The following is a 15111-nucleotide window of genomic DNA, read 5'->3' on the forward strand; positions in this document are numbered from 1 at the left end:
GTTAAACAATCAACTGCTGCAGCTGTTGACAGGCTTCATCATAGCCGCTGCGTTCGAAGATACCCTGCTGCAGGTAGGCTTCCATCTGCGGATACAGCGTCATCGCTTTGTCCAGCAATGGATCGCTGCCCGCCGCGTAGGCGCCGACGCTGATCAGATCGCGGTTGCGCTGATAGCTGGCCAGCATCTGTTTGAAGGTGCGAACCCGGCGATAATGCTCTTCGTCGATCAGCGACGTCATGGCGCGACTGATTGACGCTTCGATGTCGATAGCCGGGTAGTGGCCGGCCTCCGCCAGCCGCCGCGACAGCACCACGTGGCCATCAAGGATGGCGCGCGCCGAGTCAGCTATCGGGTCTTGCTGATCGTCCCCCTCGGTCAACACGGTGTAGAAAGCGGTGATGGAGCCGCCGCCGCTGATGCCGTTGCCCGCGCGTTCCACCAGGGCGGGCAGCTTGGCGAAGACCGAAGGCGGATAGCCTTTGGTCGCCGGCGGCTCGCCGATGGCCAGGGCGATCTCACGCTGCGCCATGGCGTAGCGGGTAAGGGAGTCCATGATCAGCAACACGTGCTGCCCGCGATCGCGGAAATCTTCGGCGATGCGGGTGGCGTAGGCCGCTCCCTGCATGCGCAGCAGCGGCGACACGTCCGCCGGAGCGGCGATCACTACCGAGCGCGCGCGGCCTTCGGCACCGAGAATGTTCTCGATAAAGTCTTTGACCTCGCGGCCGCGCTCGCCGATCAGGCCAACGACGATCACGTCCGCCTGGGTATAACGGGCCATCATGCCGAGCAACACGCTCTTACCGACGCCGGAGCCGGCGAACAGGCCCATGCGCTGGCCGCGCCCGACGGTCAGCAGGCCGTTGATGGTGCGCACCCCCACGTCCAGCACCTGCTCGATCGGCGTGCGCTGCAAGGGGTTGAACGGCGCGGTGATCAGCGGCGCGCGGTAACCGGTTTCCGGCGAAGGCAGGCCGTCGAGCGGTTTGGCGCTGCCGTCCAACACGCGCCCCAGCAGGGCCGGGCCGAGCGGCAGCTGTTTGCCGGCGCTTTGGCCTTCCGGCGCGATGCGGGCGTAAACCCGCGCGCCCGGCACGATGCCTTCCACTTCTTCCAGCGGCATCAGGAACAGCCGCTGGCCGTTGAAGCCCACCACTTCGCTTTCCACTTCCTGCACTTCACCGGCGTCGTGCCGTTCGATGAGGCAGGTCGCCCCGAGCGGCAGCTGCAGGCCGGTGGCCTCCAGCACCAGCCCGGTGGCGCGGGTCAGGCGACCGTAGCGGCGCACCGTCGGCGCGCGGGCGATGCGTTTTTCCAGCGTATCCAGAGAACTCAGCCAGCGGCCGAGACGCGCGGTCATCAGACTTCTCCCGGTGCCGCCAGGCGGCACAGTTCATGCCAGCGCGTCGCCAGGCTGGCGTCGAGATCGCCTTCCTCGGCGCTGACCTTGCAGCCGCCCGGATGCAGTTCGCCGTCCGCCAGCAGGCGCCAGCCGTGCAGGCTGAGGGTAACCCCCAACTGCTGCTCGACGCGTGGGTAGTCGTCCGGGTGGACCCGCAGCTGCGGCTTGCCGTTGAACATCGGCTCCTGCTGAATCAGCTGTTGGATCTGCGCGAGCAGGGCGGTGCCGTCGCACACCGGCGGCTGGCCCAGCACCTGTTTGGCGGCGGTCAACGCCAACTGCATCAACCGTGACGCGATCACGCTGTCGAGCGCGTCCAGCGTGTGCTGGAATTCGGTGACCAACTGCTGCCAGTGAGCGGTCAGCGGCTGTTGCTGCTGCTGCGCTTCCAGCAGCCCCTGCTGGCGGCCTTCCTCCAGACCGGACTGAAAACCGGCCTCGTAACCTTTCTGCTGGCCGTCGGCATAGCCCAGTTGCTGGCCCTGTTGCTCCGCCTGCAGGCGCAGCGTCGCCAGCTGCTGCTGCAATTCGGCCTGCGCGTCCGGCGACGGATCGTCAAGTTCGAGCTCCGGCAATGGCGGCAGGTCGAGAACCGGTTTCTGTTCGCCCAAATCGTTGAGCGACCAGGGCTGCCAGGGCAGGGTGTTAATGCGATCAGACATAGGTGTCCTCGCCGCCGCCGATGATCATTTCGCCGGTTTCCGCCAGGCGTCTTACCACCAGCAGGATGGCTTTCTGCTCGTTCTCCACCTGCGACATGCGCACCGGCCCACGGTTGGCCAGGTCGTCGCGCAGGATGTCGGCGGCGCGTTGCGACATGTTCTTGAGGAACTTCTCGCGCAGCGGCTGTTCGGCGCCTTTCAACGCGATCAGCAGCGACTCGCCTTCCACTTCCTGCAGCAGGCGTTGGATGCTGCGATCGTCGACTTCCACCAGGTTTTCGAACAGGAACATCTCGTCGATGATCTTCTGCGCCAGCTCGCCGTCGTATTCGCGCATCGCGTCGATGACCGCTTCTTCCTGCTGGGTTTTCATCAGGTTGATGATCTCGGCGGCGGTGCGCACCCCGCCCATTTTGCTGCGCTTGAGGTTCTGGCCGTCGAGCAGGTTGTTCAGCACTTCGGTCAGCTCCGCCAACGCCGCCGGCTGCACGCCGCCGAAGGTGGCGATACGCAGCATCACGTCGTTGCGCAGGCGTTCGTCGAACAGGGCCAGGATGTCTGCCGCCTGGCCGCGTTTGAGGTGCACCAGAATGGTGGCGATGATCTGCGGGTGTTCGTCGCGGATCAGATCGGCGGCGCTCTGCGGCTCCATAAAGTTGAGCGTTTCCATGCCGGTGGTGGTCTCGCGCGATTCGAGAATGTCTTCCAGCAGGCTGGCGGCGCGCTCTTCGCCCAGCGCTTTGACCAGCACCGAGCGCAGGTAGTCGCTGGCGTTGACGCTCAGCGCCGCGTATTGCTCGGCGTCGTCTTCAAACTCGGTCAGTATCTCGCCGAGCTGTTTGTGTGAAACCTGGCTCATGCCGGCCATGGTGCCGCTCAGCAGCTGTACTTCGCGCGAGGAGAGGTGTTTGAACACCTCCGCCGCGCGATCTTCACCCAGCGTCATCAGCAAGATGGCGCTTTTGTCGGTTCCGGTCAGGCTCATATCTCGTTACTCATCCATTGGCGGATTACCAGAGCGACCACGCGCGGGTCTTTGTCAGCCAGATCGCGGATCCGCTGGCTCTGGACTTCTGCGCTGACGCGCTGCTGCGATTTGCGACGCTGCGCCAGCTCCTCGTTGCTCGGTTTGTTGCTGTCGGCCGCTTTGGCGGCAGGGGCGTTGGCGGCGGCGAGGGCGGCCTGTTGCGCGGCCTGGCGCTGTTGCAGCTGCGGCCGCACCAGTTTGCGCCACAGCAGCCAGGCCACCAGCAGCACCAGCAGATAGCGACCCGCGTCGATCAGGCGATCGATAAACGACTGGCTTTGCCAGAACGGCAGTTCACCGCCGGTCACCTGGCTGTCGGTAAACGGTGTGTTGACCACGTTCAGGGTATCGCCGCGGCTGCTGGAGTAGCCCATCGCTTCACGCACCAGCGCTTCGATCTGCGCCAGCTGTTCTTTGCTCATCGGCTGCGGTTTGCCGTCTTTATCCGCGCCGAGGTAGTTGACCACCACGGCGACCGACAGACGCTGCACGGTGCCGGCTTTGTGCTGGGTATGACGGATGGTGCGATCGAGCTCGTAGTTGGTGGTCGCGTCGCGACGGGTATTTTGCGGCACGCCGCTGGCCGCCGCGCTGCGGGTGGTCGCGGCGTTTTGCGTGGTGGCGTTGGCGTTATTGCCCGCCGCCGGCTTGGCGGTTTCAATCGGCGCCGTAGGCGGAGCGCTCGGTTGGTTAGACAGCGCGCCCGGCACGCCGCCGACCTGCGGCCCGCCGATCTGCTCGCTCAGGCTGGTTTGCTGGGAGCGGATAGCGGCTTTATCCGGCTGCTGGTTAGGTTGGTACTGTTCATCGGTTTGTTCGCGCGTGGCGAAGTCGATCTGCGCCGTGACCTGCGCACGCACGTTGGCGCTGCCGACCACCGGGGCGAGGATCGCTTCAATGCGGCGCTGGAAGCCGTTTTCCACTTCGTTGGCGTATTTCAGCTGCGAAGCGTTGAGATCGCGCCCGGTGCCGTCGGACTGGGTCAGCAGGCGGCCGGCCTGATCGACCACGGTCACATTGCCCGGCGGCAGGCCGGCAACGCTGCTCGACACCATATAAACGATGGCGTTGATCTGGCCGTCGTCCAGGGCACGGCCGGGTTGCAGGGTGAGCGTTACCGAGGCGGAAGGGGATTTCTGTTCGCGCACGAACAGCGAAGGTTTAGGCAGCGCCAGGTGAACGCGGGCGTTTTGCACCGGCCCCAGCGATTCGATGGTGCGCGACAGCTCGCCCTCGAGGGCGCGCTGATAGTTAATCTGCTCGCTGAACTGGCTGATGCCGAATTTTTCCTGATCCAGCAGTTCGAATCCGACGGCGCCGCCTTTCGGCAGCCCTTGCTGCGCCAGACGCAGGCGGGTTTCATGCACCTTTTCCGCCGGGATCAGCAGCGCCGCGCCATTCTCGGCAAAGCGGTAAGGGATATTCATCTGCGTCAGCTGGGTGACGATGGCGCCGCCGTCGCGGTCGTTCAGATTGCTGTACAGCACGCGGTAGTCGGGGCTTTTCACCCACAACAGCAGCGCGACGACGATCGCGATCGCGGCGGAAGCGGCGACCAGCAACGGAATTTTCGGGTTGGCGCGCAGACGGTTCCAGATGGCCTGCAGGCCGTTGTCGCGGCTTTCGCCGGCGGTTATCGAAGCACTCATTTTAGGTCTCGTCCTTCAATGGCGCTCACGATCCCGTACGGGCCGCTGAGCAGCTCCCTGCCAGGCTGATGAACGGTATGGTTAGCGTTGTGTGACAAAACAGACTCCCTGATACACATATCTTCTAAATAGCGGCGCTCCCATTTCTGGGCAGGCCATTATTCGCCTTATCAGACAATTCCGATTGCCCGATAAGCCGGGTTTTTTGCGGTTAATTAACCGCTTTAGGTCCGAAAACGCTGTGCTAGGGTGTGCATCATTGGAGAAGTGCAGGGTGAAAACGTCACCCGGCGAGACGAGAGGATTGAGGACCAGATGGCGATTCAGGGCATTGAAGGGGTACTGCAGCAGATGCAGGTCATGGCGGTTCAGGCCGGCAAGATGGGGCAGAATGCGGCGCCGCAGGGCGTCAGCTTCGCCAGCGAACTGACCGCGGCGCTCGGCAAGATCAGCGAGACCCAGCAAACGGCGCGCAAACAGGCGCAGGACTTCGAGCTGGGCGCGCCAGGCATCAGCCTGAACGATGTGATGGTCGATCTGCAGAAATCGTCGGTCTCTTTGCAACTGGGCGTACAGGTGCGCAACAAGCTGGTGGCGGCCTACCAGGACATCATGAATATGCCGGTGTGATGAACGTGCCGACTATTTTTCAGTGAAATTTGGTTCGGCGCTGTTACCTTAGAGTGACGGCCAGTCCGACAATGCTGAAGCCGCAGCGCCAGCCGAGGAAAAAAAAACCAGCTATCGAAATAGCTGGTTGAAGGTGCGATAAAACATTTATGTCATGTAGGAGCGTCGACACCCGCTCGAGGTGGCGTCAACGCGATTATCATATTTGTTATGTTATAACAAATCAATGCTGCCGTGCGTTTGCTTCAGCCCGCCAATTCCGCGATCCGCTGGTGGGCGTTCGCCAGCCCCTGATCGCGGCCGTGCGGTTTCATATCCAGCCCTTCGGCATAGATAAATTGTACGTCGCCGATCCCCATCAGCCCCAGCACCGAACGCAGGTAGGGCGTTACGGCATCGGTCGGATGCCCGGCGTGCATGCCGCCGCGTGAACTGAATACCAGCGCATTGACGCCTTCCACCAACCCCACCGGGTAGGTGGCGGTATAGTTGAAGGTCATCCGGGCGCGGGCTACCAGATCGAACCAGTTTTTCAGCTGGGTCGGGACGTTGAGGTTGTACATCGGCGCCCCGATCAGTAACAGGTCGCTCTCTTTCAGTTCGGCAATCAGTTGATCGGAGAGCGCTATCGTGGCTTTGGCGCGCGGGCTGACATTTTCCGCGCCGCGCAGCGCGCTGAACAGCTCGCCGTCCAACACCGGCAGATCCAGCGCCGTCAGATCGTGTTCGACGATCCGATCGTCGTATCCTTTCGCTTTGCGCGCCGCCAGATAGCGGTCAATCAGGTTATTGGTCTGCGAGTCATTTCCCATAATGCTGGATTTGAGTGCCAGTATTTTTTTCATGCTGTTGTCCTCTGACGGTAATCTGTGGTTTTCACCGGGGACTCCGGAATGACTGCAGGTTATCATTGCTTAAGGTTCACCAGTGGTGATAGGTTTTCACCTAATTGATTCCATATTGGCAACATTAAGATGAAAAGCGATCTGAGTGCGCTGCCGGCCTTTGTTGCCGTAGCGGAAGGCGGCAGTTTCGCCGCCGCCGCAGAGAAACTGCATCTGACGCGTTCTGCGGTCAGCAAAATCGTGTCGCGTCTGGAGGCGCGGCTGGGCGTGATGCTGTTTATGCGCACCACGCGCAGCCTGAGCCTGACGGACGAAGGCGCGCTGTACTATGAACACTGTCGACAGGCATTGGCGAACGTTCAGGCGGCGGAAAACCAGCTCGACAGCGGCAAGATGCAGGTCAGCGGCCGGCTCAGAGTCTCGGTGCCGGTGCTGTTCGGCCACCTGTGCATTGCGCCCTTGTTGACGGCGCTGGCGAATGAGCATCCGTTATTGACGCTGGAAATCTCATTCAGCGACCGCAGGATCGATCTCGTCGACGAGGGATTCGATCTGGCGGTGCGCATCGGCGAACTGGCGGACAGCGGCAGTTTGGTTGCCCGACGTTTGGGCGAACATGGCATGCTCCTGTGCGCGTCGCCCGACTACGTGCGGCGCTGCGGCGAGCCGAGCACGGCGGAAGCGTTAAGCCGGCATCAGGCGGTGGGGTATCTGCACGCCGGCGCCGTGCTGCCGTGGCAGCTGCGTGGCGAAAACGGTGAGCTGCAATCGTTCAGCCCCCCGACCAAGATGATGATGGATGATATGCAGGGGATCGTCGATGCGATATCCGCCGGCGCCGGCATTGCCTGGCTGCCGGAGTGGCTGGTGCGCGAGCGGCTGATGGCGGGGACGTTGGTAGAGATCATGCGCGGTGAGTCCAGCCTCAGTTTCCCGGTGAACGTCGTGTGGCCCTATATGCCTTACCAGCCGCTTAAGGTGCGGCTGGCGGTAGACAAGCTGGTGGCGGAGCTGCCGGGAAAATTGGCGCTTGCGGCACCGTGGGTATCGCATCGCTAATGGCCGGTGCCACAACCGACTAATGTACCGAATAGAGGGCAGAAAATGGTGCTGTCAGGTTTATTGAATGCGCAGGTGACCGTTTATTATGACGTGATTAGTAGGGTTATTATTCGAGGCCGGTCAATGAGCACGAAAAGCGAATCCAGATGGCGTCTGATCAGTATTTTAATGTTGGCGCTGCTGGCGGTATTAATTGGCGTTCTGGTTAAACTGGACTGAAGTCTGACCAGACGATAAAAAGCCTGGCCGTTTTATTGTGCGGCCAGTAAACGCATCATCTCTTCTTCATTCAGTAAGGCTAACAGCCACAGCCCCAACAAAATTATTGCCAGAGAAAATAATCGCTTTTCATTACGCATCATTTAATTCGCTGTTCGGCAGATGGGTGTTGCTTAGCGTATCTCAGCGTTGTTACAACCGTTAGGGACTTGTGTTAAATAAAGCCATTTTGTTGCGCGTCTATTTATGTTTCTCCGGCGACCATCGCCTCAACGCCCTGAGAGCCGGGTTCCATAATCCTTTGATGGCCGCGAATGGCGGTAGGCGCGAAACCGAAGCGTTTGCGAAAACGTTCGGCGAAACGCGATGCGCTTTCATAACCCACATGTTGCGCGATGGCGGAGATCGGCCAGTCGGTCGACTGCAGCAGGGCCAGCGCGCTACTCATGCGCACGTCGATCATCAGATTGCGCAATGCGGTATTTTCCATCGACAGTTTGCGGCGCAACATCACTTCACTCATCGACAGGCTTTCCGCGACTTTGGCCGCCGTCCAAATGCTGTGCGGGTCGGTCGCCAGGCAGCGGCGCACGCGCTGCGTCAGATCCTTGGCTTCGTTGTGAATAAAGCGAATGCCGAATTGGGCCAGCCACAGCAGAATTTCCAGCATTTTGTGCCGCACGATGATGGTGGGAAAGCGTTGCCGCAGCGTCAGCGCCAGGCCGGTGGTTTCAAAACTGTGCTTGAGGGCGCAGGGCAGGTTGCGCAGCGCCAGGACGGCATCGAACGGCATCGCCGCCGGCGTTTCCTCGGCCGGAGGTTGGACGGTGAGCAACAGGGGATCGCAGGTCAGCAACTGACAGCTGAATACGCCGTCTTCGGACGGGCCGTTAATAATGTCCACCGTTTGCCCGCCGTCGATAATCAACAGCTCGCCGGGATGAGCGACCACTTCGTGTTGTTGCCAGCGTACGCGCTTATGGCCTTGTTGTATCAGATACAGATGTGGTTGCTCAAAATAGACTGAAGGGAATAATAATTCAGTATGCTGAATGATGTGCGCTGAGGCGCCAATTCCAGGACAGAGATTAATTGTACGTTCCATCGATATTCATTTCGCAGCCATTATCTGAGAATATCTTTACGCTTTGATCAGCGTTGGAGCAACATTTTTCCATGGGCCGTGAAACACAGCGGCGTGTTTTATCTATCAAAAATCAATTTCCTGCTGAACAGAAAACGTCCGTGTCGGGATGATGTTTATCCATTAAAGTGAGAGCCAGGCTCGAAGCGCGCATTTTACCAATTACCCATAAACTGAATAATTCAAATGCCATAGATTAATATCCTAACGTAACCCGAGAGTAATAGCGCATAGTGCTATTTAATCCATTTTCGTCAGTATTGTCGATCTTATCGGACCTGTGGTTCCCCCAGCAACAGCGCACGATCATGAAACTGGCCGTAGGTATTGTTGACCACGTTCTGGCGCGTGGACTGTTCGATCAGCATCTTCAGCTCATCCATTCGCTGCTGTAACAGACGCTTGAGCTCGGTTTCGTTGTCGAGGATCTGTTGCAACTTATTGCGCAACATCTCCTGCAGCGCCATGGACGGGCCGGCTTGCCCGGTATAGGCGGCGGTTTTTTCCACCGCCGTCACGTAAGCGAATTCGAGCTCGACGAGCTCCTCCCAGCGCCCGGTTTGCGCCAGCGCGATCATCTGGCTGCTCAGGCTATAAATTTGTTGATAAGCGGCTAACAGCTGCTGTTGACGTTCCATTACACGGCGTCCTGCGAAGGTTGGTAGTTAGGGCCGATTTGGCGCCAGGCGTCGGCGATGTTTTCCAGCAGTTTAACCACTTCGGCGATCGCCGCTTCGTCGTTGTGCAGGTTGGCCTGCATCAGTCGACGCTTCATGTAGTCGTACAATGCCGCCAGATTTTCGGCGATCTCGCCGCCCTGCTGAGGGTCGAGGCCACTTTTCAGGCCGTTGTCGATGATATTGATGGCTTTGGACAGCGCCATGCCTTTGCCGGCGATATCGCCCTGGTTCATCAGGATGCGTGCGCGAAGCAGGGCGCTGAGCGCCCCGTCGAACAACATCACGATTAACTGGTGCGGGCTGGCGCTCATGGCGCCGCTTTCCAGACTGACCTGTGCATAGGCCTGAGTGCCGCTACGGTTATACATGCTGTTTTCTTTACCTTGTTAAAGGGTTACTTGAACTGTTGAGCCAAATAGTTACTGGTGCCGTTCATTTTCGACATCATGGTATCCAGCTGAACGAACTGTTGTTTATAACGATCGATGGTGTTCTGAATGCTGGCGGTGACCGTTGTGATCTGGCTGTTCAGGCGATCGAGGTTGGTGTTGATGCTTTTGGTCGAGTTCTCGATGATGCCGCCGGATTTGATGTAGCTCTGGATCTCGTTGTGGATCTCGGTGGCCATGCCAGTGTCTTTGCCGTTACCGACGAAGAAGTTGCTGACTTGATCCGGCTTCTCATCCATCGCTTTCTTCAGCTTGGCGCTGTCGATTTCCAGCTTGCCGGTTTTGGTGTTGGTGGAAATGCCGAGGTTGCCCAGGCCTTTTAACTCCGGGTTGTCCTGGGCTGCGCTCAGCGCGCTTTTGATCGACGACTGAATGCCGCGCAGGGTGTTGTCGCCCAGCAGCGGGCCGTTGGTTGGGTTTGGCGCTTCGCCGGTTTTCACCGGGGTGAACTTGGACAACGCGTTGAAGGTGTCCAGCAGCGAGTTATAGCTGTCGACCCACTCTTTGATCTTGTCGGTGGTGCCGGTGGTGTTGGTGCTGATCACCAAATGTTGCGGTTCATCGGTTTTGGTTTTGGTTTTCAGATCGATGGTGACGCCTTGCAGGGCATCGCTGATCGAGTTGGTGCTGCGCTTGATAGCGGTGCCGTTCACCGTCAGCTCAGCATCCTGCGGCGCGACCGTCTGCTTCATGGCGGTGCCGGTGCCGCGGGTAGCGTTGTAGTTCAGGATATCGCCCAGTTGGTCGTCGTTATCGACCTGCAGAGAAATCTTGTTGTTTTCGCCGGTGGTGGAAGAGCTGACCGCCAACTGATAGTCGTTGTCGCCGACGCGCATGATGCTGGCCGTGACGCCAGCTTTGGCGCCGTTGATGGCGTCGCGCAGCTCAACCAGCGAGGTTTGATCGTCGCTCAGCGGGATTTTGGTTTCTTTCGGCGGGTTGCCGGCGGTGATGGTCAGGGAGCGGTCTGTCACGCCTTCAGCGCCTAACTTAGCGCCCTGGTCGCTGACTTTCGCCTGGGTGGTCAGGGTTTGCGCCTGCGCCAGTTTGTTCACTTCCACCACATAGTTGCCCGGCACCGCCTTGGCGTTGGTGGTGATCTTGAAGGCGTCGTGTTCGGTGGCGGTGGTGGCCTTGAAGAAATCTTCTTTCGCCATCTCTTTGCTGAGATTGTCGAATTTTTCCAGCGCACCCTTCAGCGTGCCGTAACCGGTCAACTGGGCGTTGTAGCTGGATTGCTTGGTGGTGTAAGGGGTCAGGCGCTGTTGTTCCGCTTTGGTCAGCTTATCCAGCAGGCCATTGAGGTCGAGTCCTGAGCCGAGACCTAATGAACTGATCGTTGCCATGAGTAATTCTCCTTGATGATGACTTTATTCGCTTTACGCGTTATCGGCCCAGTGGTGAAAAAGTTTACCGAAAAAAACAAAAAACCGATGGCGCAATAGAGGAGGGAAAAACCGCGTTATTTCCGCCATTGCGGCGGACGCAAAAAAAATTAAAAAAATTCTAAAGGTTGTTAGGGGAGGGCCGATACCTGAGGGGACGGTGGTTGACGCCGTGGGCAAACAAGCCCGAACCTTTTAACCGTGTTGCGAAGAACGCAACTGACTCGTAAGGAAAGCAAACAATGGCACAAGTAATCAACACTAACAGCCTGTCTCTGATGGCGCAGAACAACCTGAACAAATCTCAGTCTTCTCTGGGCACTGCGATTGAGCGTCTGTCTTCCGGTCTGCGTATCAACAGCGCGAAAGACGATGCTGCGGGTCAGGCGATCTCCAACCGTTTCACCGCTAACATCAAAGGCCTGACTCAGGCTTCCCGCAACGCCAACGACGGTATCTCTCTGGCGCAGACCACTGAAGGCGCACTGAACGAAGTTAACGACAACCTGCAGAACATCCGTCGTCTGACCGTACAGGCGCAGAACGGTTCCAACTCTTCCAGCGACCTGAAATCCATCCAGGACGAAATCACTCAGCGCATGTCGGAAATCAACCGTATCTCCGAGCAGACTGACTTCAACGGCGTGAAAGTGCTGAGCAGCGATCAGAAGCTGACCATCCAGGTTGGCGCTAACGACGGTGAAACCATCGATATCGACCTGCAGAAAATCGACTCCACTAAACTGGGTCTGGATGGCTTCGACGTGACCAAAAAAGGTCCTAAACTGGGTGCAGAAGTTACCGGTACCGTAAAAGTTGGTGATAAAGATCTGACTGTTGACGCCATGGCTGCAGGTAAAAAGCTGTTCTCCGGTAAAGATGCTACTGGCAAAGATACCTTCTACGTAGAAACTACCGATAAAGGTGTTAAAACTTATAAAGAAGCAACTATTACTGAAGACGGTACAACAGGTAAAGCAAAAATCACCGAAGGCACTACTGACGTTAAGATGGCAGATCCGCTGGCTACCCTGGACAAAGCACTGTCTCAGGTTGACGGCCTGCGTTCTTCCCTGGGTGCGGTACAGAACCGTTTCGATTCTGTGATCAACAACCTGAACAGCACCGTTAACAACCTGTCCGCTTCTCAGTCCCGTATCCAGGATGCTGACTACGCGACCGAAGTGTCCAACATGAGCCGTGCCAACATCCTGCAACAGGCTGGCACCTCTGTTCTGGCACAGGCTAACCAGTCTACTCAGAACGTCCTGTCCCTGCTGCGTTAATCGTCTCTCCCGATTAACTGTCGCAAAGAAACCCCGCTTCGGCGGGGTTTTTTTATGCTCGCGCACCGCGCGGTTATTACATGGCGCAAATAAAGCCCGTTTTGTGCGACTGTTCAGCCGATTGGCATTCTGCCCCCTACGCATAATAGCGCTGACTCTCTTATCCGCAGGTTTAAGACATAGTGAGCGATCTGTATACCGCCGAAGGCGTGATGGACAAAAATTCTCTCTGGTTGCGCTACGTGCCGTTAGTGCGCCACGAGGCGTTGCGCCTGCAGGTCAGGCTGCCCGCCAGCGTGGAGCTTGACGACCTGTTGCAGGCCGGGGGAATCGGGCTATTAAACGCCGTTGAGCGTTATGACGCCCTACAGGGAACCGCCTTTACCACCTATGCGGTGCAGCGCATTCGCGGCGCGATGCTCGACGAGTTGCGCAGCCGCGACTGGGTGCCGCGCAGCGTGCGGCGCCACGCGCGCGAGGTCGCGCAGGTGATTCGGCAACTGGAACAGCGTTACGGCCGCCCGGCGAGCGAGACGGAAGTGGCGCAGACGCTGAACATCTCGCTGGATGAGTACCGTCAAATTCTGTTGGACACCAATAACAGCCAGCTTTTCTCCTACGACGAATGGCGTGAGGAGCATGGCGAGAACGCGGAACCGATGCTGGAAGGGCATGAAGAGGCCAACCCGCTGCATCATCTGTTGGAAGGCAGCCTGCGCCAGCGGGTGATCGACGCCATCGAGGCGTTGCCGGAGCGCGAAAAAATGGTGCTGACGCTGTATTACCAGGAAGAGTTGAATCTCAAAGAGATCGGCGCCGTGCTGGACGTGGGGGAATCCCGCGTCAGCCAACTGCACAGTCAGGCGATCAAACGGCTGCGCGCGCGGCTGGCGAACGATACCTGACGGCGGAGCGCCGCCCCCAACTCGATGACTCATGCGACAATCGGACTGCCCCTTATGCCAGGAATACTGTTGAAGAAACGGCCGCTTAGCCGTTACCTGAAAGATTACAAGCACAGCCAGACCCATTGCTCCCAGTGCGGCAAACTGTTGGACCGCATGGCGCTGGTGTTTCGCGGCAAGATAATCAATAAAGAAGCCATCGCGCGCATGGATCAGCCGATCGACGATGCGGTCTGGCAAAACGTGCAGCACGAGCTGACCGCGCTGTGCCGCTTCTGCAGCGAGATTTCCTGCAACAGCCACCCGAGTTATTTCGACATTATGGCGTTCAAGCAGTATCTGTTCGAACAGACCGAGATGAGTCACAGCACCATTCGCGAGTACGTGGTGCGGCTGCGCCGGCTGGATGAAATGCTGGTGGCGAGGAATTATCCGGCGGACAAATTCGCCAACAGCGCCAGTCATCAGCGCATCATCGACGATCTGCCTACCGCGGCGCACAACAACTACCGCATTGCGCTACGCAAGTACGATCAGTATCTCGCCTGGCAGCGCAGCTACTGAGACTTTCCCCGGCCGCTGGGCCGGGGTCTGCTGTTTCCCCCGTGATAAAGGATGATTATTCAGTTCACATCTGCTAAATCTATCGGTTATCAGATGTTGATATTCGATTCCCTGGGGGGAAGTAGTGAACCTGCAACAACAACTGGCGCAATTTCCGCGTCTGGATCTGGTTGGCGTCGCCACACCGCTGGAAAAACTGTCCCGTCTCTCCGATTACCTCGGCCGTGAAATTTACCTCAAACGTGACGATGTCACGCCTATGGCGATGGGCGGCAACAAGCTGAGAAAGCTTGAGTTTTTGGCCGCCGATGCGCTGCGGCAAGGTGCCGATACGCTGGTCACCGCCGGCGCTATTCAATCCAATCACGTGCGCCAGACGGCGGCGGTGGCGGCGAAACTGGGCCTGCACTGCGTCGCGCTGCTGGAAAACCCTATCGATACCCGCGCGGAAAACTACCTGACCAACGGCAACCGTCTGTTGCTCGGCCTGTTCAACGCCGAGGTGGTGATGTGCGAAGCGCTGCACGATCCGCAGCAGCAACTGGCGGAACTGGCGACGCGCCTCGAGGCGCAGGGCTTCCGGCCTTACGTGGTGCCGGTGGGCGGCTCCAATGCGCTGGGCGCGCTGGGATACGTGCAGTGCGCACTGGAAATCGCCGAGCAGAGCCAACGCAGCAACGTGGCGTTCAGTTCGGTGGTGGTGGCGTCCGGCAGCGCCGGCACCCACGCCGGGCTGGCGGTGGGGCTGCAGCAGCTGCTGCCCGAAACCGAGTTGATCGGCGTGACCGTCTCGCGCACCGTGATCGATCAGCTGCCGAAGGTGGAGCAGATCCAGAAAGCCCTGGCCTGTTCGCTGAATATCGACGAACTGGCGCCGATCGCGCTGTGGGACGATTACTTCGCGCCGCAGTACGGCATGCCGAACGAAGAGGGCATGGCGGCGGTGCAGCTGTTGGCGCAGCAAGAGGGGGTATTGCTGGATCCGGTGTACACCGGCAAAGCGATGGCTGGTTTGATCGACGGCATCGCCCAGCGGCGCTTCCACGACGAAGGTCCCATCCTGTTTATTCACACCGGCGGTGCGCCGGCGCTGTTCGCCTACCATCCGCAGGTGTAAACACCGCGTGTTATTCCATTTTGAACTATATTTATAAGGTTATATTCCTTTATGCGGGCGGTTGCACTGTTAAAGTGCTGAT

At 58.7% G+C, this 15111-nt stretch carries 15 protein-coding genes; 6 read left to right on the forward strand and 9 right to left on the reverse strand.

The features are described from left to right. Position 1: 1 nt before the first annotated feature. Genes fliI through fliF form a run of 4 tightly spaced genes read right to left on the reverse strand, consistent with a single transcriptional unit; the run spans position 2 to position 4743 of the window. On the reverse strand, positions 2–1363 hold the full coding sequence (gene fliI, locus JL05_RS14055; RefSeq protein ID WP_004934781.1) for a flagellar protein export ATPase FliI: 1362 nt from the start codon (positions 1361–1363) through the stop codon (positions 2–4). Then, on the reverse strand, positions 1363–2067 hold the full coding sequence (fliH, locus tag JL05_RS14060; protein ID WP_033632759.1) for a flagellar assembly protein FliH: 705 nt from the start codon (positions 2065–2067) through the stop codon (positions 1363–1365). The genes fliI and fliH overlap by 1 nt, the downstream gene beginning before the upstream one ends. After that, entirely contained in the window at positions 2060–3052 is a 993-nt protein-coding gene (fliG, locus tag JL05_RS14065; protein ID WP_004934775.1) for a flagellar motor switch protein FliG, read from the reverse strand. Before fliG ends, fliH begins: the two co-directional genes overlap by 8 nt. Continuing rightward, positions 3049–4743 (reverse strand): flagellar basal-body MS-ring/collar protein FliF, encoded by a 1695-nt coding sequence (fliF, locus tag JL05_RS14070; RefSeq protein ID WP_033632760.1) that lies wholly within the window; start codon positions 4741–4743, stop codon positions 3049–3051. The genes fliG and fliF overlap by 4 nt, the downstream gene beginning before the upstream one ends. Before the next feature lie 315 nt (positions 4744–5058). Here fliF and fliE point away from each other — a divergent pair, with 315 nt between their 5' ends. After that, positions 5059–5373, forward strand: a complete 315-nt coding sequence (gene fliE / locus JL05_RS14075) for a flagellar hook-basal body complex protein FliE (protein WP_033632761.1) — start codon at positions 5059–5061, stop codon at positions 5371–5373. 245 nt (positions 5374–5618) lie between these two features. On the opposite strand, the gene JL05_RS14080 is transcribed toward fliE, so the two are convergent. Then, positions 5619–6218: an FMN-dependent NADH-azoreductase gene (locus JL05_RS14080; RefSeq protein WP_033632762.1), complete on the reverse strand. Its 600-nt coding sequence runs from the start codon at positions 6216–6218 to the stop codon at positions 5619–5621. Positions 6219–6347: 129 nt separating this feature from the next. Here JL05_RS14080 and JL05_RS14085 point away from each other — a divergent pair, with 129 nt between their 5' ends. Beyond that, positions 6348–7277, forward strand: a complete 930-nt coding sequence (locus tag JL05_RS14085; RefSeq protein WP_033632763.1) for a LysR family transcriptional regulator — start codon at positions 6348–6350, stop codon at positions 7275–7277. Positions 7278–7743: 466 nt separating this feature from the next. Here the strand turns inward: JL05_RS14085 and JL05_RS14090 are convergent, their stop codons facing one another. The 4 genes from JL05_RS14090 to fliD form a co-directional block, all read right to left on the reverse strand. Continuing rightward, complete coding sequence (locus JL05_RS14090; protein WP_033632764.1) at positions 7744–8604, reverse strand: helix-turn-helix transcriptional regulator; 861 nt, start codon at positions 8602–8604, stop codon at positions 7744–7746. A 308-nt stretch (positions 8605–8912) separates the two neighbouring features. Further along, entirely contained in the window at positions 8913–9281 is a 369-nt protein-coding gene (fliT, locus tag JL05_RS14095; protein ID WP_033632765.1) for a flagella biosynthesis regulatory protein FliT, read from the reverse strand. Next, positions 9281–9691, reverse strand: a complete 411-nt coding sequence (gene fliS / locus JL05_RS14100; RefSeq protein WP_004934758.1) for a flagellar export chaperone FliS — start codon at positions 9689–9691, stop codon at positions 9281–9283. Before fliS ends, fliT begins: the two co-directional genes overlap by 1 nt. Positions 9692–9717: 26 nt before the next feature. After that, the gene (gene fliD, locus JL05_RS14105) at positions 9718–11118 is read right to left on the reverse strand and encodes a flagellar filament capping protein FliD (RefSeq protein WP_033632766.1); all 1401 of its coding nucleotides are present in this window, start codon (positions 11116–11118) and stop codon (positions 9718–9720) included. 281 nt (positions 11119–11399) lie between these two features. Between fliD and JL05_RS14110 the strand changes: the two genes are divergently transcribed. The 4 genes from JL05_RS14110 (at position 11400) to JL05_RS14125 (ending at position 15029) form a co-directional block, all read left to right on the forward strand. Beyond that, complete coding sequence (locus JL05_RS14110) at positions 11400–12443, forward strand: flagellin FliC (RefSeq protein WP_033632767.1); 1044 nt, start codon at positions 11400–11402, stop codon at positions 12441–12443. Between the two features lie 182 nt (positions 12444–12625). Beyond that, on the forward strand, positions 12626–13348 hold the full coding sequence (locus JL05_RS14115) for an RNA polymerase sigma factor FliA (protein WP_033632768.1): 723 nt from the start codon (positions 12626–12628) through the stop codon (positions 13346–13348). A 54-nt stretch (positions 13349–13402) separates the two neighbouring features. Beyond that, on the forward strand, positions 13403–13912 hold the full coding sequence (fliZ, locus tag JL05_RS14120) for a flagella biosynthesis regulatory protein FliZ (protein ID WP_004934751.1): 510 nt from the start codon (positions 13403–13405) through the stop codon (positions 13910–13912). Between the two features lie 124 nt (positions 13913–14036). Continuing rightward, positions 14037–15029, forward strand: coding sequence for a D-cysteine desulfhydrase (locus tag JL05_RS14125; protein ID WP_033632769.1), 993 nt, complete (start codon positions 14037–14039; stop codon positions 15027–15029). The last annotated feature ends 82 nt before the right edge of the window (positions 15030–15111 follow it).

The organism is Serratia nematodiphila DZ0503SBS1 (assembly GCF_000738675.1).
Taxonomy (GTDB): Bacteria; Pseudomonadota; Gammaproteobacteria; order Enterobacterales; family Enterobacteriaceae; genus Serratia; species Serratia nematodiphila.

Excerpts from the sequence above, each read along its gene's own strand:
- JL05_RS14080 (WP_033632762.1), bottom strand. The coding sequence starts at position 6,218 with ATGAAAAAAATACTGGCACTCAAATCCAGCATTATGGGAAATGACTCG.
- fliT (WP_033632765.1), bottom strand. The coding sequence starts at position 9,281 with ATGGAACGTCAACAGCAGCTGTTAGCCGCTTATCAACAAATTTATAGC.
- JL05_RS14090 (WP_033632764.1), bottom strand. The coding sequence starts at position 8,604 with ATGGAACGTACAATTAATCTCTGTCCTGGAATTGGCGCCTCAGCGCAC.
- fliD (WP_033632766.1), bottom strand. The coding sequence starts at position 11,118 with ATGGCAACGATCAGTTCATTAGGTCTCGGCTCAGGACTCGACCTCAAT.
- fliZ (WP_004934751.1), top strand. The coding sequence starts at position 13,403 with ATGCCAGGAATACTGTTGAAGAAACGGCCGCTTAGCCGTTACCTGAAA.
- fliG (WP_004934775.1), bottom strand. The coding sequence starts at position 3,052 with ATGAGCCTGACCGGAACCGACAAAAGCGCCATCTTGCTGATGACGCTG.
- fliE (WP_033632761.1), top strand. The coding sequence starts at position 5,059 with ATGGCGATTCAGGGCATTGAAGGGGTACTGCAGCAGATGCAGGTCATG.
- JL05_RS14085 (WP_033632763.1), top strand. The coding sequence starts at position 6,348 with ATGAAAAGCGATCTGAGTGCGCTGCCGGCCTTTGTTGCCGTAGCGGAA.
- fliH (WP_033632759.1), bottom strand. The coding sequence starts at position 2,067 with ATGTCTGATCGCATTAACACCCTGCCCTGGCAGCCCTGGTCGCTCAAC.
- JL05_RS14110 (WP_033632767.1), top strand. The coding sequence starts at position 11,400 with ATGGCACAAGTAATCAACACTAACAGCCTGTCTCTGATGGCGCAGAAC.
- fliS (WP_004934758.1), bottom strand. The coding sequence starts at position 9,691 with ATGTATAACCGTAGCGGCACTCAGGCCTATGCACAGGTCAGTCTGGAA.
- fliF (WP_033632760.1), bottom strand. The coding sequence starts at position 4,743 with ATGAGTGCTTCGATAACCGCCGGCGAAAGCCGCGACAACGGCCTGCAG.
- fliI (WP_004934781.1), bottom strand. The coding sequence starts at position 1,363 with ATGACCGCGCGTCTCGGCCGCTGGCTGAGTTCTCTGGATACGCTGGAA.